A 16,439-nucleotide genomic window follows, 5' to 3' on the forward strand; every position below is an offset into this window, starting at 1 on the left:
TTAAGCTAATTACCGCTTCAATCCTCCGTAGCTCAATTGGCAGAGCATTCGACTGTTAATCGAAGGGTTACTGGTTCAAGTCCAGTCGGAGGAGCGCGCAAATACCCCCGTTCCGGATCTCCGGAATGGGGGTGTTTTTATACCCCCAGGGGGTATGCGGAGTCGATTTCGCTTTTCGGCCGGGCCCTGTTAAGCTAATTACCGCTTCAATCCTCCGTAGCTCAATTGGCAGAGCATTCGACTGTTAATCGAAGGGTTACTGGTTCAAGTCCAGTCGGAGGAGCGCACGGACCCCGTACCGGCCACACGCCGGTGCGGGGTTCATTTTTTCCTCGGATTGATCAGCTCAGACGAAGTCCATCTCCACCTGGAGGAAGCGCGAGGCTTCGGCCACCGCGGCAAGGAAGGCTTCCTGCTCAGTCGGCGGAGTCCTCGGTTCCCGTGGGTGCCACTCGTGCGGTGCGGAGTACACGCGCGTGAAGCCTCCACCCGGTGGGGCATAGAAAATACCGAAACGCTGGACCGGCCATTCCGGTGACGTCTCGGGAGCCACCAGCAGCGCGGCATCGGCCTCGGGATTGAACCACTGCGCGATGGGGCGGCGGCGATCGTCGGTGAACAGGCCGGCGGCGTAGAGGGCCGCTGATTGGGGACTTGTCACGGAACACAGCCGGTCCCACCACAGCGGCAGGATGCGCTCATCCCGACGCTGCCATGGTGCCGGTAGCGGCTGCAGCTCTTGCCAATGTGGCACACCTCAACTTTATCGTCCGGGCACCCGCCACAACAGGGGCGCAGTGCCTACGGCGACAATCCCAGGCGCGGGTAGAGGACCTCGAAACCCTTGACCAGCCCGGCGTTCAAGGCAATGCCGACGTGTCCGCCGTTGGGCACCTCGTAGTACGTCACTGTCATCCCGGAGGCCTTCGCCGCAGCCGAAACGGCCTTGACAGCGGCAACGTACACAACATCGTCCGAGCCGGCCGTGAAAACCGCAGTGGTGTCCGGGAACTGTTTGCCCCTCATGATGTTGATGGGTTTTTGGGCGTCGTAGGCGGCCTGGTCGCCGTGGAAGATGTCCTCGAGGTTCCCTGCGGGATCCTCTGCGCCGGGGAACTCCTCGCCTGAAATATCCACCACGTTTCCCCACATTTGCGGGTACTTCACGGCGAACGAGATGGCGCACTGGCCACCGTTGGAGTATCCGGCAATGGTCCAGTGGTCGCGGTCCGGGAGGATGTTCAGGTTCTGTTTGGCCCAATTGACCACGTCCACGTTGATGTACTTTTCCACGTTGCCGAACTTTGCCGTGTCCAGGCACAGGGTGTCGTCCTGGTCCGGGCCGATCTGGTCGGCCACGATCGCGATCGGGGCAAGGCCATTGTTCTTCGCCGCAAAATCATCCAGAGCAGCGGACACGTACTGGGGGTCCGGCAAGCCAGGCTGGCCCATCATGAGCACATACAGCGGGAGCTTGGGTGGATTGTCCGTGAGGGCCGCGGGAGGCAGGTAGATCCCGGCCGGGCGGGCGTTGAACCCGGATTCCGTGGCCGGAATGACCTGGGTGCCCACCTTGCCCTGGGAAGGCATGTTGGCAGGCGGTTTCCAGCCCTGCCACAGAGGGCCCGCCGGGTTGGAGGAATCGGGGTTCGGCTTTTCCAGCTGGATGGGACTTTCGGTGGGAATGCCCAGCGCCGAGCCGAGGGTGTTGTTCAGGCCGAACTCGGTATTGACGCCCAAGGCCGTGACCAGCAGGAAAACCGGAATGGAGATGGCTGCTGCCACTTTCCGCCACCGGGGACTGTGGCGGAATGTCACCATCGCCAGCCCCAGCGCCGCGAAGCCGGTGATGACCCAGAACCACACCCGGGGAGTGAGGCCCACGTGGAACACATCCATGACGTCCTCAACCAGCCACACCGTCAGCCAGCCCACCAATGCAGCCACGGAGATGCCCAGCACCGCCGTCATGGCCCAGCGCGAGGAGGGACGGAGGAAGAGCAACAGGAACATGCCCACGCCCACCACCACGGCGACCGTCATGACCACAGGGCCGGTGATCTCGATTTTCAGGATGTCGTTCACAGCGGCTGCGTCCGTCCCTTGCTCATGCAGCCGCCTCCCTGGCTACCATCTGGCGGAGCAATCCGGCGCTCTGCGCGGGGGAGAGGCCGGGGAGATAGGCGGAACCCACAGCCAAGCCGATCGCCGGCAGGGACAGGGGATCCCGGTAGTACATGTACAGGGTGCGGTGCTCCGGCTGGAACCGTGACTTGAAGGCCGCGAGGGACTTGAAGCCGTACATCGGTTCCAAGGCGTTGCCCAGCAGTGCCAGGACGCGGTCCAGTGCACTGTGGTCGCCGTCGTCCGGTGCGGAGCCCGTGTTGGCCAACGGCGAGCCGGACAGGGAGATCTGCGGGACATCTTCCTTGAAGTGGGTCACGGCCGATGCGATCAGGAACTCCATGACGCCCTTGAATCCTGTGGTGCGCCGCCGCATGAAGTCCAGGGTCCAGCCGCTCACCACTCCATCGCTGAAGACCGGCAACCAGCTGGTGACACCGTGCACCAGGCCATCGTCGTCCACGGCCACGCAGCAGAGCACCTCGGGATCCTTCAGTTCATCGAGTCCGCCCAGGGTGAAGCCCATCTCCGGGAGGGCCTTGTCAGCCACCCACTCTTCGGAGATCTCCGCCAGCTGCGCGCGGATCCCGGGAGGCATGAGGTGGTAGTGGTGCCAGTGGTCCTTGATGGAGAGCTTCTCTGCCCGGTTCAAGGCCGTCCGGACGTTCTGCCACTCCTTCCCCTTGAACGTCAAGGTCTGTACGTTGAGCAGGGTCTCTTCGGCCACCTCCAGCTTGCGGAAGTCCCGGGGCAGGAGTGCCGCGTCCAGCTCATCGGTGGCCGAATAGAAACAGGGCGTGAGGCCCAGGGTTGCGCAGTGGGACAGGAACCCCGTGGCCGCGCCGGAGTGATGCTCCTTGCTTCCGAACGGCCCCGCAACCGTCAGGGCTATGCCGTTGTGGACCTGGTAGGCAAGGCCCGCTTTGCGGTCGGGAGTGAACCAGTACTGGTTGTTGTCCCAGAGCGCCATCCACGAAAGCGAGTTGCCGCCGTCGTGAATGAGTTCGCGGGCATGCCCCAGATCCGCGGCCGGATCCGTAGCGAGCGTCCTGAACCGCTGGAAGTTGTTCAGGACCAGCAGCAGGATACACAGCCAGATGACGTCCCCTCCAAGGCCGTACAGGACGGTGCTGACAAGCCCTTGGGGGAGCTCGGTGACAAACGGGACCGGGAAAGGGACCAGGATGTGCGTCAACTGGCCCAGCAGGTCCCAGGGAGTGGAACGGTCAGGGTTGCCTTCGAGGAACCAGGAGGCTGAGTACAGGATCACGGCTGCGCCGGTCATGGCCAAGGTGGTCCTGCCCAGGACACGGTAGCCTGCGTCGCTCGATTCCACCCGGAATTTGTGGCGGTTGCCGAGCAGGAGGAAAGCGATGATGAGCGGTGCCAGGATGGCAGGCACAGCATAAAGGAGCAGGAATCCCACGTCATCGCTGCCCAGCGTCACTTCCGGGTCGGTGGCGTACTGGACGATGGTGAACGTCGTCACGGCTGCCAGGTACAGCTGGATGGCCAGCGTCAGCCTGTAGGCCAGCCGGCGTCCCCGGCGGAGTCCTTCGGCGCACACCAGGAGCAGCAATACGGGGATCACGGTGAGGATGGTTGCCCCGAAGCTCTGGACGCCCACCACGCTTTGCAGGGTGACGCAGCTCTTGTCGTTGTCGCAGGCTTCCTGGACTTCGTCCATGGTGGGACTGGCCTGCAGCATCACTTGGGACACCACGGAAAGCGGTCCCACTTCCAACGTCCCCGTCACTTGGGTCAGCAGCGGCCCCAACGCGAAGACGCCAACCACGGTGCCCACCAGGAACCGGGTTTCGCGAAGGCTCGAGGAATGGAAGGAGCCTGCCTTGCGCCGCAGGACGAGGGACTGGATGCCCCAACCTGCCAGGATGCCGATCACGGCACCGGCCAAGGCCTGAAGCGTTTGGGCCACCCCAACAAACAAGGCGAACATCAGCGTGGCGGCAAGCAACCAGGTCCTGAGACGCCGCCGCCACAGGGCCTCAAGCGCCGCCGTCGAGCAGCCCAGGGCGGCCGCCGCGCCACCGTAGGCACCCACCACGTATTCGCCGCCCAGGAAGCTGAGCCATTGGTCGCTGTTGTCCGTGCCGAACTCCACCAGGACAACCACCACCAAGGCGCTGAGCGCGGTTCCTGCCACGAACGCCGCCAGGGCCAGCCAAGGTCCCATGGTGCGTTCGGCGATCCCCACCGCAACCAGGATCATCGCGGTGCAAGCCAGGTAGTCCAGTAATGATGACGCGAAAAATCCTGAGGTGAATACGGACCACCACGGTCCAGGTTCCACGGCCAGGCCCAGGCCCACCTGCTCCAGGAGCGGCTCGCTTGGCCCGGCCAGCACGCTTCCCGTAACTGCTCCGATGATCCACAGGATCGCGATGAGTCCCAGCGTCAGCGGCAACCTTCGCAAGGCAGCCGCGCCGCGTACCGTACCCCTCAAACCCACAGCCGCACTCATGTGATGTCCCCTTCACAGGTGTTGCACGGGTAACCCCGGCTGGCCACCATTCTGCCTTGCCGGGGCCCGGATGGGGAGGTGTGGCTACTGCCGGTTCCAAGGGCCGGGGTTGACCCGGTACAGCAGGGCTGCCCCGATCACCGCGCCAAGGATCGCCCCGAAGAGTGCGCTTCCGGCCATGCGGCCAAGCAGGGCCCCGACGACGGCGCCAAGCACGGCTCCGAGGAACAGCCCCCGGCCGTTGCGGTGCGGTTTTTTCGTCATGGTCCCAGCCTATGGGGCCTGCCCGACGGAACTCTCCAGCACGGCCAGTGGAGTCACCTTGGCCCGGCTTGGGGAGCGTCGGAACGGTGGTTGTTGCGCAGGAGGATGAGGGCGGCACGCTTGGCCTGTGTGGTGGCACCGGCGGGGTCACCCGAGATCCCCGCGCTTACCATGCACCCCTCGATCAACAGGAAGACCGCATCAGCCACCTGCTGTGACCCGGGAGCTTCGGCCACGACACTTTCCACGTACGCCCGGAGCCGGGTCTTGTGGTGCCGTACCGCCTCAAGGACGCCCGGTGAGGTTCCACCCAGCTCGCCGAAAGCGTTGATCCACGCGCAGCCGCGATGACCGTCACCCGCCAGCCACGCCCCCAACCAATCGAAGATTGCCATGACGCGGTCCTCGGGTTCGCTTTCGTGGTCCACGTGATCCGCGAGCGAGGCATGCCAGCGGTCGTCCCGACGGTCGAGCATTGCCACGGCGATCGAGTCCTTGCCCTTGAAGAGCGAGTAGATGCGCTTGAGGGGCAGGCCGGACGCCTCACGCAGTGCATCCATCCCCACTGACTGATAACCGTTTTCGTAGAAAAGGACCTCGGCGGCATCCAGCAACCTGTCGGTATCTGTCAGTGGCCCGGTAGGTGACTGCTCCGGCATGGGGTTCCATTTGCCTTTCGACTTGCGTTGAGAACGTGCGTTCTCTACTCTAGCAAACACATGAGAACGATCGTTCTCGCAATAGAACAGGAGCACCCATGGGATCTTCGCTCAAACTCTTTCTTGCCAGTCGGGCGCCCGCCAGGCTGTCCGCCGGCACCCTTCTCGTGGCCACCTTCACCTCGACCCTTGCCCTCATGGCATTGGTGGGCCTGGGGTTGCTCTCCGGGCATCTGCTTTTCCTGCCGCCCATGGCTGCGAGCATGGCGCTGGTTGCAGGTGCTCCGGCGTTGCCACTGTCGCAGCCCCGCAACGTCATCGGGGGCCAGATGATCTCGGCGTCCGTTGGGGTGCTGTTCGGACTGTGGAGCCACTCATTGTGGGTTGCGGCCGTCGCCGGAGGCGTGGCGCTCGGCGCGATGTTACTGACGCGCACCGCCCACTCTCCGGCAGCTGCCACGGCAGCCATCGGCGCCACGGCGGAAAGCGGCCAGCTGGCGTTCGTGGCCTGCGTCCTGCTGGCAGCGGCAGTCCTGGTGCTCTTCGGATTAATCCGAGCAAGGGTCAAGGGCGCGGCGTATCCGAGCTATTGGTGGTAGGGGCGGCGGTGACGTTGCAGCTCAGTGGATTGAAGGTACCGTCCGCGGCCGGACCACCAGCCAAAGGGCCGCGATGGCGCCCGCGATGCAGACCGCCTGGACCGTGCCCATGGGAACGGCAGAGCTGACGCCCAACCATCCCACCACCGGGGGAACAACGCCTGCCATGAGGAACTGCGCAGCCCCAAGCATGGAAGCCGCGGTTCCGGCCTGGGCGCCGTGGTTGGCCAGGGAGAGCACCTGGACGCACGGGAACATGAACCCGGTGGCGAAAATGTAGAACCACAACGGGATGAGGATGCCCCACAGGCCTACGTGCAGCAGGTCCAGGACCACGATCAGGCCGGCCATGAGCAGGAGGAACAGGGTGGCCCCCGCGACGATCCATTGGGGTGCCACGCGTTTGATCAGCCGGGAGCTGATCTGGACGCCGGCCACGATGCCCAGGGAATTGACGCCGAAGAGCAGCCCGTATTCCTGGGCGGAGAAGTCGTAAATGTCCTGGAACAGGAACGTGGATGCCGAGAGATAGGCGAATAAGCCACCGAAGTTCAGGCTTCCCACCATCAGCATGCCCACGAAGACACGGTCCGTCAGGACCTTCTTGTACCTCTGGCCCACCGTGACATCCGATGTGCCGCGCTGCTCGGCCGGCAGCGTCTCCTTGATGAAGAATACGGCCGCCACGATCACCAGCGTCCCGTAGCTGGCCAGGAAGATGAAGATGCCGGGCCACGGGAACACCAGCAGCAGTTGCGAACCGATGATCGGCGCAAGGATCGGCGCCAGTCCGTTCACCAGTGACATCCGGGAGAACATCCGGACCATCGCATAGCCATGGAACAGGTCACGCACCATGGCCATGGCCACCACGCCGCCACCGGCAGCACCAATGCCCATGAGCACGCGGAACAAGGAGAGGAGTCCGATGTCCGTGGACAGTGCAGCGCCCAGGGAGGAGCCGATGTGGAGGGCCGTGGCGAGGATCAGCGGAAGGCGCCGCCCGAACTTGTCACTGAAGGGGCCCACCACCAACTGTCCCAGTCCGAAGCCCACCGTGGTACCCGTCAGCGTCAGTTGGATAGCCGCTGCCGACACGCCAAAGCTGTCCTCCAAGGCAGGGAAAGCAGGGAGGTAGAGATCCACCGTAAAAGGGCCCAACGCCGTGAGCGCGCCCAGCAGAACTATGTAGACAAGTTTTTCGCGTCGGCTCAGGGAATCGCCCGGGGCTATGGGGTTCGTCACGATCATCTATCCTATGGCCGAAACATCAGATTTTTTAGCCCCGTGGGGGCGCGCCGCGGACAGACACGCGGAAGGTGAGCAGGAACCTGAATGATAGTTTTGAGGTCAGGTGCCCGTGGCCTGCTTTTTAGCCGCGTTTGCCCATCACGAAGCCCAGAGGAAGCAGTTAGGCGGAACCCATGAGTGGACGTCACACCAGCCGGACAGGTAGAGGTCCGGCCATCCGTACTTTGCCGAAAACCCTCAAGCTTGTTGCGCGGCTGGCTCCACGGCAACTCAACGACGAGATCGCGCTGGCCAAGGTTGAGCTTAAGCGCAAGGCGACTCAGGTTGGTGTTGCCGGTGCCTTCTTTGGTGTCGCGCTGGTGTTCCTGGCACTCTTGGTCATCGCCCTGGTGGTGGCCGCCATCCTCGGTCTGGCTACCATCATGCCGGGCTGGTTGGCCGCTTTGATTGTTTCCGCCGTTTTCCTCTTGATCGTGGCACTCGGTGCCCTCATCGGGGTTGCCAAGTTCAAGAAGGCCATGCCGTTGGTTCCCGAGGACACCATCCGCGGCATCAAGCATGATCTTGGCATCGCCAAGGAAGGTTCGGCCTTCGACGAATCCATCCTTGATCCCAACTCGCCTGCAGCCAAGGCGGCGAAGGCCGCGAAAGAGGCTGCGGCTGAAAAGGCCAAGGCAGAGAAAGCAGCCAAGGAAGCTGCCAAGGAAGCCGACGCGGTCAAGGCGCCCACGGAAGCCGAACTGCGCCGCCGGCTGGACAAGCGCCGTGAGCACCTCACCGGCGTCCGCGACGAGCTCGGTGAGCAGCTGGACGTCAAGAAGCAAGGCCAGGCCCTCTTGGACAGCACCAAACAGAAGCTCCAGGAAGGACGGGAGTTCGCCGCCGCCAGGTTCGCAGGCGTCAGCGAATCCGTCCCCGAGGACCTGGCCGGGCGCATCAAGGCCCGCTGGAAGGACCTGGCCGCCTTCGGGGCAGCCGCAGCCGTTTTTGTGTTTGCGTTGCGCAAGTTGCTGAAGAAATAGCACTCTGACGCACCGCACACACTGAAAACGAGGGGAAGGGGGACAACATGAGGCTGATCGGTGCTGGATCACGCCCTGACCGTCCCCAAGTGGATCACGACCTCATCTTCACGGTTCCCAACGTCCTGACCGTTTTGCGTTTCATGGGCGTCCCGCTCTTCGTCTGGTTGGTCCTTGCCCAGAAAGAGTACGGTTTCGCCGTCCTGGTCCTGGTGGTCATGGGCAGCACGGACTGGGTTGACGGGTACATCGCCCGCCGCTTCGACCAGACGTCCAAACTTGGCAGGATCCTGGATCCCATGGCGGACCGTGCGGCCCTGATAGCCGTGGCGGTCACCCTGGCGATTGCCGGCGTCGTGCAGTGGTGGTACCTGGCCGCGCTGGTAGTGCCGGACGCCATCCTGGCCATAGCTTCACTGATCTACTTCCGGAACCACCCGGACCTGCCCGTCAGCGTGGTCGGCAAGATCCGCACGGCCCTGCTGCTCCTGGGCACCCCGTTGCTGGTACTGTCCAAGCTGCCGTTGCCATTCACGGACGTTTATTTTGTTGCCGCCTGGACGTTCCTCGGAATGGGGCTGGTGGGGCACTGGATCGCTGCCTACAACTACTTCTGGGCCATCCTGCGGAAAGGCAAGGAACTGCAGAACGACGACGGCGGGCGCGGCTGATGGTGTGGCTTGCGGTTTTCCTTGCGGTGCTTGGCGCATTCTTCCTCGCCGTTGGCGCCCAGCGCCAGGGCAGCGCGGTCAAGGCCGATACCGGCGGTTTGGCGCTCAGCTCCAACGGCTTCCTCCGGCTGCTCCGCAATCCGCGCTGGATGTTCGGGCTCCTGTTGCTGTGCCTGGGCATGGCGGCGAACGCGATCGCCCTGGTTTCTGCGCCATTGACGGTGGTTCAGCCGATCGGCGCCATCGCATTGGTCATCACCACGGTGGTCAACGCCAAGGACCAAGGGCTCAGCATCAACCGCGCCACGGTGGTGGCCATCTCCGCCTGCGTGACAGGCTCGGCCTTGTTCGTGTTGCTGGCCGTGAACGTGACACAGGAAAACCACCATGTGAGCGGCGAAGACGAGTTGACGATCGTCCTGCTCCTGGCGTTGGCAGTAGGCCTGTTCGGTACGCTCGCTGTCCTCTTCAAGCACCGTATGAGTGCCTTCGTCTACATCCTCGGCGCGGGCGTCTTGTTCGGTTTCGTGGCCGTCCTGACCCGCATCATCGGCAAGCATTTGCTGGATCCCAACGGACTGTTCCTGCTCAACGTCCAGTGGTACACCCTGATTGCCATCGCCGCGGCCGGTGGCCTGGGCTCGTGGTTCGTGCAGAGCGCCTATTCCAGCGGCCCACCGGACCTGGTGATCGCCGGGCTGACCGTGATCGACCCCATGGTGGGCATTGCGATCGGCATCGTCATCCTGGGTGAGCTTCGTCCCGATGTCCACGCCGTCATGGCAATCGCCATGGCTGCGGCGGCTGTCCTTGCTATCGTGGGGGTTATTGCCCTGAGCCGCCACCACCCGGAAGTCACCAAGCGCAAGAAGGACGCGAAGGGACCACACCGTAAGGCCTAGGGGAGTGCACCACCTTGCGCCACCGCCTCGGCGGCCCGGCAAACCGGCGACACCGCAGCATTGCCACCACTCATGCTGTCCGCACCGTGACCATCAGGAGTTCTCCATCGTGACCATTCCCGACACCAACAAACCCCTTACCATCCTGATCGCGGCGGACACGTACCCGCCGCACGTCAACGGAGCCGCCCAGTTCGGCTACCGCCTGGCCAAGGGAATGACGGCGCGCGGTCACAACGTGCACGTGCTGGCCTGCCGGCAGGACAAGGGAAAGAGCTTCACGGAATTCCGTGACGAGGCCACCGTCCACCGGCTCCGTTCGCACAGCGTCCCCACGCACGAGTACTTCCGGATCTGCTTTCCGTGGGAGATCAAAAAGGAAATCAGCCTCCTTTTCGACAAGGTCCAACCGGACGTGGTGCACATCCAGAGCCACTACATGATCGGCGAGCACGTCTTGTACGAGGCCGTGAAGCGCGGCATCCGCATTGTGGCCACCAACCACTTCATGCCGGAAAACCTCAACCCGTTCCTGCCCTTCCCGCAGTGGTTCAAGAACATCATTGGCCGGATCTCGTGGAAGGACATGGGCAAGGTCATGGGCCAGGCCCACGTTGTCACCACTCCCACGCCCCTTGCAGCCAAGGCCATGCACCAGCACGCGTTCCTGCGGAAGGTGCTGCCACTGTCCAACGGCATCGACTCCGCGGCCTACGAACTCCAGCAGGGCGAAACCATGGAGCCGCACCCCCACCCCACGGTCCTCTTCGCCGGGCGCCTGGCCGAGGAGAAGCACGTCGACGTGCTGATCGATGCCGTGGCCAAGACGCCCCGGGAACTCAACATCCACCTGGAAATCGTTGGCGGCGGCGAGGTCAGGCCAGCCCTCGAGGCCCAGGTGGCCCGGCTGGGGCTGGGCGACAGGGTCAAGTTCCTGGGCCTTGCCAGCGACGACGACCTGCGGGCGGCCTACATCAAGGCCGATATCTTCTGCATGCCCGGTACGGCTGAACTGCAGTCGCTGGTGACCCTCGAGGCGATGTCAGCCTCAACGCCTGTGCTGCTGGCCGATGCCATGGCCCTGCCGCACCTGGTCCGTGACGGCGAGAACGGGTACTTGTTCACGCCGAACGACAGCACAGAGCTGGCCGCCAAGATCACCACGCTCGTGGAACTGCCGGAGGACCAATTGAAGGCCATGGGTAAAGTCAGCCGCGAAATGGTTGAGCCGCACAGCATCAACGGCACCTTGCAAACGTTCGAGGACCTGTACCGCGGGGCCACGTACGAGGACAAGGTGGTGTGACAAAAGCACTCCTTCACAGCTATTAGAATTGCTGGAGTGCTTTGCCCGGAAGGGCTGCTTTGCGGCGGCTTCCCGGGCATCCACGGGGCTATAGCTCAGCTGGTTAGAGCGCGGGACTCATAATCCTAAGGTCCTCGGTTCAAGTCCGAGTAGCCCTACATTACGGGAGCCGTGGTTGACGTTGAAACGTCGGCCACGGCTCCTTTTTGCTGTCCGGGGTGTTCTGCGTTGCGGGGGGTGGGTCAATGAGGTAAGTTACTGGTCAGTAACATTTACTCGCCGGTAACTTTCACTGCCCTGACGTGGTCAATCGCGGACCACTCCCTGAAGGAGAGAACATGCCCAACCCCGCCTTCGACCCCTCGAACCTTCCGTATGCCGATGGCGACTTCTATGCCTTCGAGCAACTGCTGACCGGCAAGGAGCAGGACCGCCTGGCAGAAGTCCGCGAGTTCCTGGCGCGGGAGGTCAAGCCTGTAGCGGTGGACTGCTGGAACCGCGGCGAGTTTCCCATGGAGCTGATCCCCAAGCTTGCCGAGCTCGACCTCGTGAGCCCGGTCCGAAGGCAGGGTTACTCAAACCTCTTTGCCGGCATCCTCCATGCCGAAGTCACAAGGGCAGATGCATCGATCGCTACCTTCATGGGCGTGCACGACGGCCTGTTCACGGGCTCCATAGAAGCCTTGGCTTCCCAGGAGCAGAAGGATGCCTGGCTGCCGGACATCTACTCGCTCAAGAAGATCGGCGCTTTCGGCCTGACCGAGCCGCTCGGCGGATCCGATGTGGCCGGTGGTACGCGCACCACTGCCCGGCGCGAGGGTGACACCTGGGTACTCAACGGCGCCAAGCGCTGGATCGGCAACGCCACGTTCTCCGATTGGGTGGTTATCTACGCCAAGGACGTGGAGGACAACCAGGTCAAGGCCTTCCTGGTGGACACATCCCTTCCGGGTTTCTCCGCCAGCAAGATCGAGAACAAGATTTCACTGCGCACCGTCCAGAATGCCGACATCACGATGGACAATGTGGTGGTCCCGGAGTTCTTCAAGCTTGCCCATGCCAACAGCTTCCGCGACACCAACAAGGTCCTTAAGGTCACGCGCCTGGCCGTGGCATGGCAAGCTGTGGGACTGCAGCTTGCTGCCTTCGACATTGCCCGCAGCTACGCGGTGGAGCGCCAGCAGTTCGGCCGCCCCCTGGCAGCCTTCCAGCTTATTCAGGACCAGTTGGTCCAGATCCTGGGCAATGCCGTGGCATCCATGGGCATGATGGTGCGGTTGGCCCAACTGGAAGACGCCGGTGTGGCCCGGGATGAACAGTCCGCGCTGGCCAAGGCCTTTACCACCGCCCGCATGCGCGAAAGCGTCGCGTTGGGCCGGAGCATCCTTGGTGGCAACGGCATTGTCACGGACTACGGCATGGCAAAGGTCTTCGCTGACGCTGAGGCCATCTACTCCTACGAGGGAACGTACGAGATCAACACCCTGGTGACCGGCCGCGCCATCACGGGAGTCTCGGCCATCGTCTGAGGCACTCAGTCCAGCGGCAGGAGGATGGAGGGCCGGAGGTCCTGAACCAATCCCAAGGGGTTGATGTACTCCTCGCCGCGGCGGACACCCCAGTGCAGGCATGTGCCGGGGCAATGGCCTGATCCGGAAGCGGCGGCCACGGTACCGATGGTGTCGCCCTTAGCTACGTGGTCGCCGGGCTTTAGTTCGCTGGTCACCGGTTCGAAGCTGCTGCGGAGCCCGCCGCCGTGGTCAATGGTGAGGACGGGTCGATCCACCACCACCCCGGCAAACGTGACAACGCCGTCGGCGGGGGAGGTGACCGCCGCCCCGGTGGTGACCAAACCGCCGTCGTGCTCTGCTCCCAAGTCCACGCCGCGGTGCCCGCTGAGCCACGGCTTGTCCGGCGGATCGAACGTCCGCCGGACGGATGGCTTGGGGGAGAGCGGCCAGGCCCAGTGTTGTTGAGCCGGAGCCGGAGTGGGAGCGTCGATGGGGCCGGCCAGCAGGGCGGCAAGGACCAGGGGAATAAGCTTGGTGATGGCCATTCCCCAAGGCTCCCGCACGCCGTGGTGTGGAGCCATCTGCGCGGCGCCCTATGTGGACAAGCGGCCTCGATGGCCGGTCAAAAGAGTGGGTCCGCTGTAGTACACTAAGTGGAGCAGTTTGCTGTGCCCTCAAGCTTGTTCAGGAGCATGTCTCATTCAGATGTGCGGGGGACTCAGACTGACTACGCGTATCCTGCCCTCCACCAGCGAAGCCTTGTGGCTTCAGGCTGCGGAGGATTGTGCCTCCTGCGGTCCGGCCTTGTGCCGGATGGGAAGTGCAATGGATGCCAGGAGCCGGCCTCGTCCGAGGCAAAGGCTAAACAACCGTCAACTATTGGCAGGGTAAGAGCGCCCCATGGGTTCTCTCATGAATGACCTGCCGGAAGGAGCGTCGGCATGCCCGTCGTAACCATGCGCCAGCTGCTTGACAGCGGCGTCCACTTTGGACACCAGACCCGTCGTTGGAACCCGAAGATGAAGCGCTTCATCTTCACCGAGCGCAACGGCATCTACATCATTGACCTCCAGCAGTCGCTGTCTTACATCGACCGCGCTTACGAGTTCGTCAAGGCTACTGTCGCCCACGGCGGCACCGTCTTGTTCGTCGGCACCAAGAAGCAGGCCCAGGAAGCAATTGCCGAGCAGGCTACCCGCGTTGGCCAGCCGTACGTGAACCAGCGTTGGCTGGGCGGTATGCTCACCAACTTCTCCACCGTTGCCAAGCGTATCCAGCGCATGAAGGAACTCGAAGAGATCAACTTCGAGGACGTCGCAGGCTCGGGTTACACCAAGAAGGAGCTCCTGCTCCTCAAGCGCGAACTCACCAAGCTTGAGTCCAACCTCGGTGGTATCCGCAACCTGACCAAGGCTCCTTCCGTTCTGTGGGTTGTTGACACCAAGAAGGAACACCTGGCCGTTGACGAAGCCAAGAAGCTGAACATCCCGGTTGTTGCCATCCTGGACACCAACTGCGATCCGGACGAGGTCGACTTCCCGATCCCGGGCAACGACGACGCCATCCGCTCCGTCAACCTGCTCACCCGCGTTGTTGCCGACGCCGTTGCTGAGGGCCTCATCGCCCGCAACCAGCGCGCCACCGGCACCACCGAAGCTCCGGAAGAGCCGCTGGCCGAGTGGGAACGCGAGCTCCTCGAAGGCAGCAAGGCAGAAGCAGCGGCCGCTGAAGCAGCCGAGGCTCCTGAGGCTGCAGCCGGCGAAGCCGAAGCCAAGTAAATCTGGACCTTCCCTGAGGCGGGCTACCGCATCGGGGGCAACTGACAGGATGGCGGCCCACGGGGTGGGTTGCCGTCCTGTCAGTACGTAAACACAAAAATTTCTACACAGAGGGGTTCACATGGCGAACTACACTGCTGCTGACATCAAGGCCCTGCGTGAGCGCACCGGCGCCGGCATGATGGACGTCAAGAAGGCTCTTGACGAGGCCAACGGTGACGCCGAGAAGGCCATCGAAATCATCCGCATCAAGGGCCTCAAGGGCGCTACCAAGCGCGAAGGCCGCTCCACCGCGGAGGGCCTGGTTGCTGCCAAGGTCACCGGCGGCGTGGGCGTAATGATCGAGGTCAACTGCGAGACCGACTTCGTTGCCAAGGCTGACAAGTTCATCCAGTTGGCTGACAAGGTCCTCGACGTAGCAGTCGAGTCCGGCGCTGCCGACCTCGAGACCCTGCTCGCCACCGAGGTCGATGGCAAGAAGCTTGCCGACGTCGTCATCGAAGAGGGCGCAGTCCTCGGCGAAAAGGTTGTTGTCCGCCGTATCTCCCGCATCGAGGGCACCACGGTTGACGCTTACCTGCACAAGACCTCCAAGGACCTCCCGGCGCAGGTCGGCGTTCTGTTCGCTGTTGACGGTGAAGGCGAAGCCGCTGCCACCGCCGCACACGACGTCGCCGTCCACGTTGCAGCCATGGCTCCGAACTACCTCACCCGCGAGGACGTTCCGGCCGAGCTCGTCGAGTCCGAGCGCCGCATCGCCGAAGAGACCGCCAAGGCCGAAGGCAAGCCGGAAGCAGCCCTCACCAAGATCGTCGAAGGCCGCGTGACCGGCTTCTACAAGGGTGAAGTACTGCTGGACCAGGCATTCGCCAAGGACTCCAAGAAGACCGTTGCACAGGTCCTCGAAGAGGCCGGCGTCAAGGCAACCGCAGTAACCCGTTTCCGCGTCGGAAACTAGCAAGTCATGAAAAGGGGTGGTCACTTCGGTGGCCGCCCCTTTTTCATGCACCCGTCCGGGTAAGTACCTGTACGGACCCACAGCACTGTAATCTAGCCAAAGTCCACCAACGGGAAGGCACCATGGAAACCGACAACACTGCAATCCAGCCCGAGAAGACCCGCCGCCGTGTGCTTCTGAAGCTTTCCGGCGAGGTCATCGGCGGAGGCAAGCTCGGCGTCGATCCCGAAACCGTACGTGCCATTGCCAAGCAGATCGCCGCCGCCGTTTCCGACGTCGAAGTAGCAATCGTGGTGGGCGGAGGCAACTTCTTCCGCGGCGCCGAACTCTCACAGAGCGGGATGGACCGTTCCCGTGCCGACTACATGGGCATGCTCGGTACGGTCATGAACTGCCTTGCCCTTCAGGACTTCCTGGAGCAGGCCGGCGTCGAGACCCGTGTGCAGAGCGCCATCACCATGGGCCAGGTGGCCGAGGCCTACATTCCCCGCCGTGCCATCCGCCACATGGAAAAAGGCCGCGTGGTCATCTTCGGTGCCGGCGCCGGACTGCCCTACTTCTCCACGGACACCGTTGCGGCGCAGCGTGCCCTCGAGGTCCACGCTGACGTGGTCCTGATGGCCAAGAGTGGCGTGGATGGCGTCTACACCGCAGACCCCAAGAAGGACCCGGCCGCCGAGAAACTCGACGTCCTCAGCTACGACGACGCTCTGCGCCGCGACATCCGCGTGATGGACCAGACTGCCATGACCATGTGCAAGGACAACAAGCTCTCCATGGTGGTGTTCGGCATGGAAGGCGAGGGCAACGTTACCCGCGCCATCCGCGGGGAAACGCTGGGAACGCTGGTTACTCCGTAGCAGCGGCTAGGATATTTCCAGGACCATCCGCCCTTGGTGGCGGAACTTTACT

The 16,439-nt window shown here is 63.3% G+C and carries 16 protein-coding genes and 3 tRNA genes; 12 read left to right on the top strand and 7 right to left on the bottom strand.

Annotated elements, in window-relative coordinates:
- The first annotated feature begins 21 nt into the window (after positions 1-21).
- Together ACH488_RS09875 and ACH488_RS09880 are read left to right on the top strand one after the other, a co-directional pair.
- Positions 22-94: transfer RNA gene (locus ACH488_RS09875), tRNA-Asn, on the top strand.
- A 116-nt stretch (positions 95-210) separates the two neighbouring features.
- Positions 211-283: transfer RNA gene (locus tag ACH488_RS09880), tRNA-Asn, on the top strand.
- A 63-nt stretch (positions 284-346) separates the two neighbouring features.
- Here ACH488_RS09880 and ACH488_RS09885 read toward each other — a convergent pair.
- From ACH488_RS09885 to ACH488_RS09905, 5 genes are all read right to left on the bottom strand, one after another.
- A complete protein-coding gene (locus ACH488_RS09885) occupies positions 347-754 on the bottom strand; it encodes a hypothetical protein (RefSeq protein WP_387433762.1) in 408 nt (135 codons plus the stop codon).
- Between the two features lie 47 nt (positions 755-801).
- Entirely contained in the window at positions 802-2,085 is a 1,284-nt protein-coding gene (locus tag ACH488_RS09890) for an alpha/beta hydrolase (RefSeq protein WP_397323895.1), read from the bottom strand.
- Positions 2,086-2,107: 22 nt separating this feature from the next.
- Positions 2,108-4,606 (bottom strand): bifunctional lysylphosphatidylglycerol flippase/synthetase MprF, encoded by a 2,499-nt coding sequence (locus ACH488_RS09895; protein WP_397323897.1) that lies wholly within the window; start codon positions 4,604-4,606, stop codon positions 2,108-2,110.
- 84 nt (positions 4,607-4,690) lie between these two features.
- Positions 4,691-4,870 (bottom strand): glycine zipper domain-containing protein, encoded by a 180-nt coding sequence (locus ACH488_RS09900; RefSeq protein WP_397323899.1) that lies wholly within the window; start codon positions 4,868-4,870, stop codon positions 4,691-4,693.
- A 53-nt stretch (positions 4,871-4,923) separates the two neighbouring features.
- Positions 4,924-5,529 (bottom strand): TetR/AcrR family transcriptional regulator, encoded by a 606-nt coding sequence (locus ACH488_RS09905; protein ID WP_397323900.1) that lies wholly within the window; start codon positions 5,527-5,529, stop codon positions 4,924-4,926.
- Positions 5,530-5,627: 98 nt separating this feature from the next.
- Between ACH488_RS09905 and ACH488_RS09910 the strand changes: the two genes are divergently transcribed.
- The gene (locus ACH488_RS09910; protein WP_397323901.1) at positions 5,628-6,128 is read left to right on the top strand and encodes an HPP family protein; all 501 of its coding nucleotides are present in this window, start codon (positions 5,628-5,630) and stop codon (positions 6,126-6,128) included.
- Between the two features lie 21 nt (positions 6,129-6,149).
- Here ACH488_RS09910 and ACH488_RS09915 read toward each other — a convergent pair whose 3' ends face one another.
- A complete protein-coding gene (locus tag ACH488_RS09915) occupies positions 6,150-7,379 on the bottom strand; it encodes a multidrug effflux MFS transporter (RefSeq protein ID WP_397323902.1) in 1,230 nt (409 codons plus the stop codon).
- Between the two features lie 173 nt (positions 7,380-7,552).
- Here ACH488_RS09915 and ACH488_RS09920 point away from each other — a divergent pair, with 173 nt between their 5' ends.
- The 6 genes from ACH488_RS09920 to ACH488_RS09945 all read left to right on the top strand — a co-directional run bounded on the left by ACH488_RS09920 (position 7,553) and on the right by ACH488_RS09945 (position 12,809).
- Positions 7,553-8,401: a phage holin family protein gene (locus ACH488_RS09920; RefSeq protein WP_397323903.1), complete on the top strand. Its 849-nt coding sequence runs from the start codon at positions 7,553-7,555 to the stop codon at positions 8,399-8,401.
- Between the two features lie 47 nt (positions 8,402-8,448).
- Positions 8,449-9,072 (top strand): CDP-alcohol phosphatidyltransferase family protein, encoded by a 624-nt coding sequence (locus tag ACH488_RS09925; protein ID WP_397323904.1) that lies wholly within the window; start codon positions 8,449-8,451, stop codon positions 9,070-9,072.
- Entirely contained in the window at positions 9,072-9,974 is a 903-nt protein-coding gene (locus tag ACH488_RS09930) for a DMT family transporter (protein WP_397323905.1), read from the top strand. The genes ACH488_RS09925 and ACH488_RS09930 overlap by 1 nt, the downstream gene beginning before the upstream one ends.
- A 109-nt stretch (positions 9,975-10,083) precedes the next feature.
- Positions 10,084-11,280, top strand: a complete 1,197-nt coding sequence (locus tag ACH488_RS09935; protein ID WP_397323906.1) for a glycosyltransferase — start codon at positions 10,084-10,086, stop codon at positions 11,278-11,280.
- A gap of 84 nt (positions 11,281-11,364) precedes the next feature.
- Positions 11,365-11,438 (top strand) — tRNA-Ile (locus tag ACH488_RS09940).
- A 180-nt stretch (positions 11,439-11,618) separates the two neighbouring features.
- A complete protein-coding gene (locus ACH488_RS09945; protein WP_397323907.1) occupies positions 11,619-12,809 on the top strand; it encodes an acyl-CoA dehydrogenase family protein in 1,191 nt (396 codons plus the stop codon).
- A 5-nt stretch (positions 12,810-12,814) separates the two neighbouring features.
- Here ACH488_RS09945 and ACH488_RS09950 read toward each other — a convergent pair whose 3' ends face one another.
- Entirely contained in the window at positions 12,815-13,336 is a 522-nt protein-coding gene (locus ACH488_RS09950) for a M23 family metallopeptidase (RefSeq protein WP_397323908.1), read from the bottom strand.
- Positions 13,337-13,732: 396 nt separating this feature from the next.
- Here ACH488_RS09950 and rpsB point away from each other — a divergent pair, with 396 nt between their 5' ends.
- The 3 genes from rpsB to pyrH all read left to right on the top strand — a co-directional run bounded on the left by rpsB (position 13,733) and on the right by pyrH (position 16,387).
- Positions 13,733-14,569 carry a 30S ribosomal protein S2 gene (gene rpsB, locus ACH488_RS09955; RefSeq protein ID WP_397323910.1) on the top strand — a complete coding sequence of 279 codons (837 nt, stop codon included), beginning with the start codon at positions 13,733-13,735 and terminating at the stop codon, positions 14,567-14,569.
- Between the two features lie 121 nt (positions 14,570-14,690).
- On the top strand, positions 14,691-15,527 hold the full coding sequence (tsf, locus tag ACH488_RS09960; protein WP_397323911.1) for a translation elongation factor Ts: 837 nt from the start codon (positions 14,691-14,693) through the stop codon (positions 15,525-15,527).
- A 122-nt stretch (positions 15,528-15,649) separates the two neighbouring features.
- A complete protein-coding gene (pyrH, locus tag ACH488_RS09965; protein WP_397323912.1) occupies positions 15,650-16,387 on the top strand; it encodes a UMP kinase in 738 nt (245 codons plus the stop codon).
- Positions 16,388-16,439 lie beyond the last annotated feature (52 nt).

The organism is Paenarthrobacter sp. NPDC018779 (assembly GCF_044391085.1).
Lineage (GTDB): Bacteria > Actinomycetota > Actinomycetes > Actinomycetales > Micrococcaceae > Arthrobacter.

Bases quoted from the DNA above. Each gene is read 5' to 3' on its own strand.
- ACH488_RS09895 (WP_397323897.1), bottom strand. From the start codon at position 4,606: ATGAGTGCGGCTGTGGGTTTGAGGGGTACGGTACGCGGCGCGGCTGCC.
- ACH488_RS09900 (WP_397323899.1), bottom strand. From the start codon at position 4,870: ATGACGAAAAAACCGCACCGCAACGGCCGGGGGCTGTTCCTCGGAGCC.
- ACH488_RS09905 (WP_397323900.1), bottom strand. From the start codon at position 5,529: ATGCCGGAGCAGTCACCTACCGGGCCACTGACAGATACCGACAGGTTG.
- ACH488_RS09910 (WP_397323901.1), top strand. From the start codon at position 5,628: ATGGGATCTTCGCTCAAACTCTTTCTTGCCAGTCGGGCGCCCGCCAGG.
- ACH488_RS09915 (WP_397323902.1), bottom strand. From the start codon at position 7,379: ATGATCGTGACGAACCCCATAGCCCCGGGCGATTCCCTGAGCCGACGC.
- ACH488_RS09920 (WP_397323903.1), top strand. From the start codon at position 7,553: ATGAGTGGACGTCACACCAGCCGGACAGGTAGAGGTCCGGCCATCCGT.
- ACH488_RS09925 (WP_397323904.1), top strand. From the start codon at position 8,449: ATGAGGCTGATCGGTGCTGGATCACGCCCTGACCGTCCCCAAGTGGAT.
- ACH488_RS09930 (WP_397323905.1), top strand. From the start codon at position 9,072: ATGGTGTGGCTTGCGGTTTTCCTTGCGGTGCTTGGCGCATTCTTCCTC.
- ACH488_RS09945 (WP_397323907.1), top strand. From the start codon at position 11,619: ATGCCCAACCCCGCCTTCGACCCCTCGAACCTTCCGTATGCCGATGGC.
- ACH488_RS09950 (WP_397323908.1), bottom strand. From the start codon at position 13,336: ATGGCCATCACCAAGCTTATTCCCCTGGTCCTTGCCGCCCTGCTGGCC.
- rpsB (WP_397323910.1), top strand. From the start codon at position 13,733: ATGCCCGTCGTAACCATGCGCCAGCTGCTTGACAGCGGCGTCCACTTT.
- tsf (WP_397323911.1), top strand. From the start codon at position 14,691: ATGGCGAACTACACTGCTGCTGACATCAAGGCCCTGCGTGAGCGCACC.
- pyrH (WP_397323912.1), top strand. From the start codon at position 15,650: ATGGAAACCGACAACACTGCAATCCAGCCCGAGAAGACCCGCCGCCGT.